The organism is Paraclostridium sp., from assembly GCF_051657365.1.
GTDB lineage: Bacteria > Bacillota > Clostridia > Peptostreptococcales > Peptostreptococcaceae > Paraclostridium.
In genome coordinates, this window is sequence record NZ_JBOFKN010000193.1 from 32,789 (window position 1) to 41,766 (window position 8,978).

Annotated in this window: 9 protein-coding genes; 8 read left to right on the forward strand and 1 reads right to left on the reverse strand. The window is 26.7% G+C overall.

Annotation, left to right across the window (positions count from 1 at the left end; translation table 11 throughout):
• Positions 1 to 22: 22 nt before the first annotated feature.
• The 8 genes from ACRCYC_RS15240 to ACRCYC_RS15275 all read left to right on the forward strand — a co-directional run bounded on the left by ACRCYC_RS15240 (position 23) and on the right by ACRCYC_RS15275 (position 7,058).
• Positions 23 to 1,054 carry an efflux RND transporter periplasmic adaptor subunit gene (locus tag ACRCYC_RS15240; protein ID WP_438619969.1) on the forward strand — a complete coding sequence of 344 codons (1,032 nt, stop codon included), beginning with the start codon at positions 23 to 25 and terminating at the stop codon, positions 1,052 to 1,054.
• A 40-nt stretch (positions 1,055 to 1,094) separates the two neighbouring features.
• On the forward strand, positions 1,095 to 2,234 hold the full coding sequence (locus ACRCYC_RS15245; RefSeq protein ID WP_438619977.1) for an ABC transporter permease: 1,140 nt from the start codon (positions 1,095 to 1,097) through the stop codon (positions 2,232 to 2,234).
• A gap of 24 nt (positions 2,235 to 2,258) precedes the next feature.
• Complete coding sequence (locus ACRCYC_RS15250; protein ID WP_438619970.1) at positions 2,259 to 2,810, forward strand: hypothetical protein; 552 nt, start codon at positions 2,259 to 2,261, stop codon at positions 2,808 to 2,810.
• A 10-nt stretch (positions 2,811 to 2,820) separates the two neighbouring features.
• Complete coding sequence (locus ACRCYC_RS15255; protein ID WP_438619971.1) at positions 2,821 to 3,507, forward strand: ABC transporter ATP-binding protein; 687 nt, start codon at positions 2,821 to 2,823, stop codon at positions 3,505 to 3,507.
• A 79-nt stretch (positions 3,508 to 3,586) separates the two neighbouring features.
• Complete coding sequence (locus tag ACRCYC_RS15260; protein WP_438619972.1) at positions 3,587 to 3,994, forward strand: bacteriohemerythrin; 408 nt, start codon at positions 3,587 to 3,589, stop codon at positions 3,992 to 3,994.
• 288 nt (positions 3,995 to 4,282) lie between these two features.
• Entirely contained in the window at positions 4,283 to 5,938 is a 1,656-nt protein-coding gene (gene cplR / locus ACRCYC_RS15265) for an ABC-F type ribosomal protection protein CplR (RefSeq protein WP_438619973.1), read from the forward strand.
• Positions 5,939 to 6,169: 231 nt separating this feature from the next.
• Entirely contained in the window at positions 6,170 to 6,370 is a 201-nt protein-coding gene (locus tag ACRCYC_RS15270) for a cold-shock protein (protein WP_438619974.1), read from the forward strand.
• 163 nt (positions 6,371 to 6,533) lie between these two features.
• Positions 6,534 to 7,058: a CarD family transcriptional regulator gene (locus ACRCYC_RS15275; RefSeq protein ID WP_438619975.1), complete on the forward strand. Its 525-nt coding sequence runs from the start codon at positions 6,534 to 6,536 to the stop codon at positions 7,056 to 7,058.
• A gap of 147 nt (positions 7,059 to 7,205) precedes the next feature.
• Here the strand turns inward: ACRCYC_RS15275 and ACRCYC_RS15280 are convergent, their stop codons facing one another.
• Entirely contained in the window at positions 7,206 to 8,795 is a 1,590-nt protein-coding gene (locus ACRCYC_RS15280) for an amidohydrolase (protein WP_438619976.1), read from the reverse strand.
• Between the last annotated feature and the right edge of the window lie 183 nt (positions 8,796 to 8,978).

Sequence of the window (8,978 nt, forward strand, 5' to 3'; positions counted from 1 at the left end):
AAGTGGAATATGGAGGGGTATTATGTTAATAAAAAAGAAATTAATAGCATTAACAGTAGTTGCATGTTTGGTAGGAGCTAGTTGGTTAATGCTTAAACCTAAAAAAGAAGAACCATTAAAAAAAGATAAGGAACACATAGCTATAGTGGATGATATAAGAGTTGCAATAGAAGGAGAGGGAGAAGCTAAGTTAGAAGGAATTGATCACAATTTTGAAACAAGTGGAGCTCTTGAAAAAATTTATGTGAATAAAGGTGACAAAGTAAAAAAAGGAAGTAAGTTAGCTAAATTATCAGATAAAGATATTAATTCACAAATAGATGAGTTGAAAATAGAACAAGACACTAAATCAGAAGCATTAAATCAATTAAAAAATCAAAAAAATAGTGCACCAGAAGATACATCAATAGATTTGCAAATAAAAACGGCTCAAGGTGAATTAGATAAAGTGAATAAAAAAATTGAAAACTTAAAACTAGATCTTAATAAATTGTATGTATATGCAAAAAATGATGGGGTAGTTATAGATATTAAGGGCGAGCTAGGAGCGGCTGTAACACCTGCAAATCAAATTATTGTAGTAGGAAATGAAAATAAAATATATTTAGATGTTTTGCTAACTCAAACAGATATTGTAAAAGTGAAAGAAGACCAAGAGGTTAAAGTAACTTTTGAGACTTATCCAGATATTGAAGTTGATGGGACCGTGAAAGAAAAAAGTTACACAAGTGTAGGGTCTGAGGAAGATGTAGACTATAAAGTTAAAGTAGAACTAGATAATAAAGACGTAGAACTTTATCAAGGTATGACTGCAGAAGTTGAATTTATAATAAAAAACAAAGAAAATGTATTGCAAATACCAAGTAAAGCTATAACAAATAAAAACAATAAGCAAATAGTTAAGGTTAAAGATGGCGAAAAAACAAAAGAAGTAGAAGTAAAAACAGGATTTTCTGACGGAAAGGTTACACAAATACTACAAGGATTAAAAGAAAATCAGGTTGTAATAGAAGAAAGGAAGGTGGGAGATTCTGAAAGTCCAGGAGCTAATTAATATTATATTTATAAACTTAAAAGAAAATAAATTTAAGGTTATTCTTACCTCTCTTGGAATTATAGTAGGAACAGTAACTATTATAATGGTAATTGCCATTGGAAAAGGTGGAGAGGAAGAGGTAAAAAAACAGTTTGAAGGATTAAGTGCAGGAAGTATTTTTATAAATCTTAACTTTGAAAATCCAGATTTAGATATAGTAAATATTGAACCTCTAGACGAAGAAAAAATGCAAAGTATAATGGATGATTCAAATAATATAAGTAAGGTAGGCTTGAATGTATCAAGTTCTACTAGCGTGAAAATACGAGGTAAGGATAGTGTTGAGCCGGTGGTAGGTATAACTAATGAATTCAATGATATAAACAACATTGAGATACAATTTGGAGATACCTTAAATGAAAAACATCAACAATCAAAGGAGAAGGTATGTGTATTAGGAGAAAGTTTAGCACAACAGCATTTTACGGATGCTCAAAGTGCTGTAGGAGAGTCTGTAAAAATAGGAGGTAGAACTTATAAAGTCATAGGCGTTTTACAAAAAAAAGGTGATGGAATGCAAGGAGTAAGGCCAGATCAAAGTATTTTTATACCATACTCTACTGCATATAAATATGTATATGATGAAAAAAGTTATCAACCTCAAGGAATTGCTTTAGTTGAAGATTTAAATAAAGTTGAAGATGGAATACGTGATATTCAAAATTCTCTAGACTATATATTTGATGGTGAAGCTAATAATTTTAAAGTTGAAGATGCAGGCAATAAGATAGAAGCAGCTCTTGCATCAGCAAAGACTATGAATATACTTTTAATGTCTGTGGCAACTATTGTTTTTATCGTTGGAGGTATAGGAATAATGAATGTATTATTTGTAGCAGTAAATGAAAGGACTAAAGAAATAGGTATATTAAAGGCTTTAGGAAGTTCAAGTAAAGATATATTATTACAATTTTTAATAGAATCTATATTAATAAGTACTATTGGAGGAATATGTGGAATAATTTTAAGTTACTTATTAATACCATTAACAAAGTATTTAGGAGTTCCTGTTTTGTTTACTCTACATGGAAAGATAATAGCATTATTATTTGCAATTATAACAGGGACTGTATTTGGAATATATCCAGCATACAAAGCATCACAGTTAAAGCCAGTAGAAGCATTAAGTTACGAATAAATTAAAATAAGAGGAGAAATTAATATGAAAAAACCATTATTATTAGGATTAGTTATATCAATAGCATTAGGAGTTACAGCTTGTAATTCAGAAAAAGAAGAACAGAAGGAAGGTATAAAAGATAAACCTAGAAATGAGCAAAAACTAGATAAGCAAGGTCAGAAGGAAGACCAATTTATTTATGGTAAAGTAAAAAGTATAGTAGGTAATGAAATAGAGTTTGAATTAGCAAAAGATCCAGGAAAAGACATAAAAGCTGTTGATAAAGAAGAAGTAGAGAAAGACAAAGAAAAAAAAGATGAAGTACCTGCAACTATGACTACGAAAGCAATGAGTAAAGAAGATGATAAAAAAGTGTCTGTAGGCGATATAGAAAAAAATGAACCTTTAGTAGAGTTAGAGTTTACAGGTGATCTAAAAACTATAATGATACCAACGGGTGTAAATATAAATATATTGTCGGCTAGAAGTGGAGAAGGGTTATCATCTATAAAAGAAGGAACATATTTAAAGTTATCAGTAGATGACAATAAATCAGAAACTCCCACTATATTATCAGTAGATGTAATATCATAGGTACTAAATTATGGATTACATAATAGATATATCAAATGTTAATAAGTCCTACAGTGTAGGAGATGAAAAGTTACATGTGTTAAAGGATATTAGTTTAAAAGTTGAAAAAGGGGAATTTATATCAATACTAGGGCCTTCTGGATCAGGAAAGTCAACACTTATGAATATTATAGGGTGTATGGATATATTAGATGATGGAAGTTATAACTTAGATGGTAAGGATATAGGTAATTTAGATGACAATTCTTTAGCTTTAGTTAGAAATCAAAAGATAGGTTTTATATTTCAAAAATATCACTTAATACCAAAATACAGTGTTATACAAAATGTAATGATGCCGCTTTTAATAAGAGGTGTAGATAAAGAAATTGCTAGAAATAAATCTATTGAAAAGTTAAGGCTTGTGGGATTAGAAGATAGGTTAAAACATAAACCAAATGAACTTTCAGGGGGACAACAACAAAGAGTTGCTATAGCTAGAGCTCTGGTTTCGAATCCAGCAATCCTTTTAGCAGATGAACCAACAGGAGCATTAGACTCAAAAACAAGTAAAGAAGTATTACTATTATTCAAAGAGTTAAAAGATCAAGGAAATACTATTGTAATGATTACACATGATAGAAATGTTGCAAATGTTGGAGATCGTATTATAACTATTGTTGATGGTAAAATAGAAATAAATGAGAAAAAAGTTTAAGATTTAGTTTATAAAAAAGCTTTAGAAAAAGTTATAATCGGCGTATAAGTATATAAATACTTTATCATGGAGGATGTAAATGGCATATAAATGGACTGATGAGTTACTAACAGGTAACTCTCAAATTGACAATGAACATAAAGAACTTATAAAAGCGATTAATGATTTATTAGAAGCTTGTAGCAAAGGAAAAGGAAGAGCTGAGCTAGAAAAAACAGTGAAATTTTTATCTTCTTATACAAAAACTCACTTTGCGCATGAAGAAGTTTTACAAATGAAATCTAGATATCCAGATTATATTAATCATAAAAAATATCATCAACACTTTATATCAACAGTCGATGATATACAAAGAAAGCTTATGGAAAGTGGACCGAGCATTTCTTTAGTTGGAGAAATTAACAGTAAAGTTGCAACTTGGATAATTAGTCATATAAAAAGAGAAGATGTTAAAGTTGCAGCACATATAAGAAATAACTCTAAATAATTTTATAAAAAATTATCACATAAAAATCAAACTGTAAGTTGATAATAAATATTAACTGTGCTAAAATTACAGTGAAAATTAAAAGAAAGGGAACGGAATAAAATAAAATGAACATATAATTTACTTTTTAAATTTACAGTATTATAAATTTTTAAAACCTATTGTTAGTAGGTATATTTATAATGCTTAAATTAAAGGAGAGTAAATTATAAACTTTACTTTTATTTGCCGTACCTATAAATAACGGTCTCTCCTTATATTTAGGCATAAATAAGGAGGGATTTTTTTATGTTACTTGCAAGTATAGATAAATTAAAAAAATATTATTTAGACAGATTAATACTAGATATTAAAAATTTTGAAATATTAGAAAATGATAGGATAGGATTAGTAGGAGTTAATGGAGCAGGCAAAACAACTTTGGTAAAAGCTTTAACGGGAAATATAGATATAGATGAAGGTAATATATATTTAACAAATAGTTATTCTTATATAAGTCAAAGTGAAGATGTAGAAAATTTATGCACAGATGGTAAAATTAAAAGTTTGTTAAATATCCCGGCAAAATTTGAAGAACACTTATCTGGAGGAGAAAAAGTAAAACTAAAAATTGCAAATGCTTTAAAGGAAAAAAGGAAATTAATAATAGCTGATGAGCCAACTTCTAATTTAGATCAACACAGTATTGGAATTTTAGAAAATATGTTAAAAAAACATAATGGAGCATTACTATTAATATCTCATGATAGACAGTTTTTAGATTCTATATGTGATACTATAGCTGAAATTGACGAAGGGAAAATAAAAGTATATAAAGGAAATTACACAACTTATTTAAATCTTAAAGAAGAAGAAATGAAAAGACAAGAATTTGAATATGAACAATATAAAATAGAAAAAAATAGACTAGAAAATGCTAAAATACAAAAAACTGAACTTAAAAACAGCATTAGAAAAACTCCAAAGAGAATGGGAAACTCTGAAGCTAGACTTCACAAAATGGGAGATCAAAAAAGTAAAAAGAAATTAGATGGAAATATAAAATCAATACAAAGTAGAATTGAACATTTAGAAGTAAAGGATAAACCAAAATATATTAATCAAATAAAAATAAATATACAAGATGGTATGGAGATAATAAGTAAAAATTTAATAGAAGTAAGAGATTTAACATTGAAGATGCATGAGAGACTTTTATTAGACAATGTTTCTTTTAAAGTAAAAAGAAATAAAAAAATTGCTCTAATAGGTGATAATGGATGTGGAAAAAGTAGTTTATTAAAAGAATTTATAAAAAACAATAATGAATCTATTAAAATAAATTCTAAAGTTAAAGTAGGGTACTTTGCTCAAAATCAAGATAGTTTAAATTTTAAAAAAAGTATACTAGACAATATAAAGGAAGTATCATCTTTTGATGAAACTTTTATCAGAATAAACTTAAATTTGTTTGGATTTAAAGGTGATGAGGTTTATAAAAAAATAGAAGTATTAAGTGGTGGAGAAAAGGTAAAGGTAGCTTTGTGTAAGCTTATTTTAGAAGATAATAATTTATTAATATTAGATGAGCCAACTAACTATTTAGATATTACATCAATGGAAGCTTTGGAAAAATCGTTAATAAGTACAGAAAAAACTATGATTATAGCAACTCATGATAGAATTTTTATTAATAAAGTTTGCGATTATATAGTCGAAATTAAGGAAAGAGGTTTAAGTGAGTTTAACGGAAATTTAAAAGAGTATGAAAAGGCAAAGGTTGTAGTAAAGATTAATAAAGAAGAACAAATTGATAAAAATAAAATTTTAATTTTAGAAAATAAGATAACTCATATAGTATCTATGATATGTATGGAAAATAATCAAGCTAGAAAATTACAATATGAAAAAGAATATGAAGATTTGTTAAAAGAAATAAGTAAACTTAAAAATAATTGTAATTAATAGTATTGCAAATATGCTATAAAGTACGATACCGTGATATCTAGTCAAAATAAGATAATATTGATATATTTAAAATAAATAATTGGGTTTATTTCTCACTGTTATTACAAATAAAAAATAATACTAGATAATACTACTAGTTATTATTTTTTATTTGTGCTATAATAAATATTGTAGAAATACAAAAGTAAATCAAGATTAATCTTGATCGGTTTATAGGAGACAGTCAAAATGACTAATGGAATAGTAAAATGGTTTAACAATGATAAAGGTTTTGGATTTATATCAGTAGAAGGTGGAGATGATGTATTCGCTCATTTCTCAGCTATACAAACTGATGGATTCAAATCATTAGAAGAAGGTCAAAAAGTAAGCTTTAATATAGTTAAAGGTGCTAGAGGTCCTCAAGCAGAGAACATAACTATATTATAATATATAGATTGATTCGGGAAGATCCTTTCGAGGGTCTTTTTTTATACCTAGTATAATATAAAATATTGAATAAAATATTATAAATAGTGAGATAATTCCAGTCAAATGGGGCTGATTCTATTTTCGGATATAAAATATAAAGGAAGATGGGAGATATAAAATTATGTACAAAATTGGAGAATTTATTATTTATGGAAATGATGGAGTATGTGAAGTAGAGGATATAGGTGAAATTAATATTTCAAGTATTAATAAAAAAAGGACTTATTATACTCTTAAACCAGCATATGAAAATGGAAGAATATTTACGCCAGTAGATACCAGTGTGTTTATGAGAGCTGTTATTACTTATGAAGAGGTTCAACAATTAATAGAAATGATTCCTTCTATGAAAGATATGGAATTTAAAGAGAAAAACTCAAGATTACTTCAAGCTTATTATAAAAATATTTTACAAACTCATGAATGTTCAGATTTATTAGCCGTAATAGCAGGTATTTATGAAAAAAAAGTTAGTGCAGAAAACAAAGGTAAAAAACTTGGGCAAATAGATGATAGATTCATGAAAGTAGCTGAGGGATTAATTAATGATGAATTTTCAGTTGTTTTAGGAATTCCAAGAGAAGAAGTTCCATCATATATTAGAAATAAAATAAACGAATTTGAAGATAAAAAAAATAATAAATAGAGTTAGTTGAAAAAATATTTATATTTAACTATAGACTTATTTTTTCATTTTATAAAATAAAAAATGAGCCCATAGTTAAATATATGAACTTATTTATTAATAATAAAAAGATAGACTAAAATGAGTCTATCTTTTTATTATGTAATTTTAAAGTTTAAATATTGAGATTCCTTCTTTTATGGTTTCTAAAACATGGATATTTCTAATTTCCATAGGCTTTACTTTTAAAGGATTTTTTTCTAATATAACTAAATCTGCTAACTTGCCTTCCTTAATACTGCCTTTATGATGCTCTTCAAAATATTGATAAGCAGCATTTATAGTGACAGCTTTTAAAGCTTCTAATGGAGTAATTTTTTCATCATTTCCTAATAAAACTCCATCTTTAGTTATTCTATTTACAGCACACCAAATTGTTTCTAACATATTAGGTTCTATTACAGGTGAATCTTGGTGGAATGTAAATTTAAGATCTTTTTTTGATGCTGAATTAGCTAAACTTATTTTACTAGCTCTTTCAAATCCAAAGTTTTTAATATGAATATCTCCCCAGTGATAAACATGAGCGACAAAGAATGAAGGTATCATTTTAAGCCTATGAACGGCATCTAGCTGAGAATATGGAAGCAGTTGAGCATGAACTATAACTGGTCTAATATCATTATTTAAATTACATTTTTCTTTTGCAATATTAAATTGAGATATATATTGATAACTAGCCGCATCTCCATTACAATGAGCAAGTAATTGCATATTATTTTTTATAGCCAATTCTATGTATTTTTCTAAATCTTCATCTTTATAAATTGGATAACCTCTATAACCATCTGTTGCATCTTTATAAGGTTTTAACATATAAGCAGTACGGCTTTGTGGTGAACCATCCAAAAATATTTTATATCCACCTATTTTGAACCTATTGACATAATTTTTTATGCAACCATCAAAATTATTAAGTAGAGATTTTGATTCTTTAACATCTATATAACCGATATAATCTAGTTCTAACATTTTAGAATTTTTTATGTAGTTTAATATATCACTCATTAAAGGAACTACCATACCTTCTTGCATAGTGGTTATACCAAATGACTTATATCGTTCTTGTGCTTTTTTAACAGATTTGATTATTTCGTTAAATGAAGGTAAAGGTATTTTTTGAATATAATTAATAAAAGCATTTTCTTCTAAATACCCTGTTGGATCATTATCTTTTTTATAGATAATTCCTCCTTCAGGATTTAATGTATCACTAGTTATACCTAATTCATTTAGGCCAATAGAGTTCAAAACTCCACTATGACCTGATTGATGTTTTATTACAAGTGGATTATCTGGAGCAGCTTTATCAAGTACTTCTTTTGTAGGACTTGTTTTTTCATTTAAATTATTATGATCGTAGTTAGCAGCAGTAACCCAAATTCCTTTTGGAATATTATTATTTTTTATGAATTTTTGTATAATATCAATTATTTCTTCAAAATTAGTAGCATTCTCTAAAGATGGTTGAAGTAGTGTTTGTGAATAAGCAAAAAAATGGCTATGAGCATCTATAAATGAAGGAATTAAAGTTTTACCTTGCAAGTCTATAATTTCTACAGTAGAATTAGCAATTTTTAAAAGATTTTCTTTTTTATCAATTTTAAATATTTTGCCATCTCTAACTAAAATTGCTTCTGCATATAAATCATTTTCTAAGGTTATAATATCTCCATTAAAATATAAAGTTTCTTTCATATTAAACATCTCCCTAAAATATATTTTGAAATTCATATTATTTAATAGTATACGTTAAATTAAAATATTTAAAAGATTAATTTAATTTTATAATATTTATATACCTATATTTCAAAACTTTAAATATATTTTACACAATTAAATAATATTATTTAACTAGTTCAAAATATATCATATTTAAAA

Coding starts and splice junctions, on each gene's coding strand:
- ACRCYC_RS15240 (WP_438619969.1), top strand. CDS start 23: ATGTTAATAAAAAAGAAATTAATAGCATTAACAGTAGTTGCATGTTTG.
- ACRCYC_RS15260 (WP_438619972.1), top strand. CDS start 3,587: ATGGCATATAAATGGACTGATGAGTTACTAACAGGTAACTCTCAAATT.
- ACRCYC_RS15275 (WP_438619975.1), top strand. CDS start 6,534: ATGTACAAAATTGGAGAATTTATTATTTATGGAAATGATGGAGTATGT.
- ACRCYC_RS15250 (WP_438619970.1), top strand. CDS start 2,259: ATGAAAAAACCATTATTATTAGGATTAGTTATATCAATAGCATTAGGA.
- ACRCYC_RS15255 (WP_438619971.1), top strand. CDS start 2,821: ATGGATTACATAATAGATATATCAAATGTTAATAAGTCCTACAGTGTA.
- cplR (WP_438619973.1), top strand. CDS start 4,283: ATGTTACTTGCAAGTATAGATAAATTAAAAAAATATTATTTAGACAGA.
- ACRCYC_RS15280 (WP_438619976.1), bottom strand. CDS start 8,795: ATGAAAGAAACTTTATATTTTAATGGAGATATTATAACCTTAGAAAAT.
- ACRCYC_RS15270 (WP_438619974.1), top strand. CDS start 6,170: ATGACTAATGGAATAGTAAAATGGTTTAACAATGATAAAGGTTTTGGA.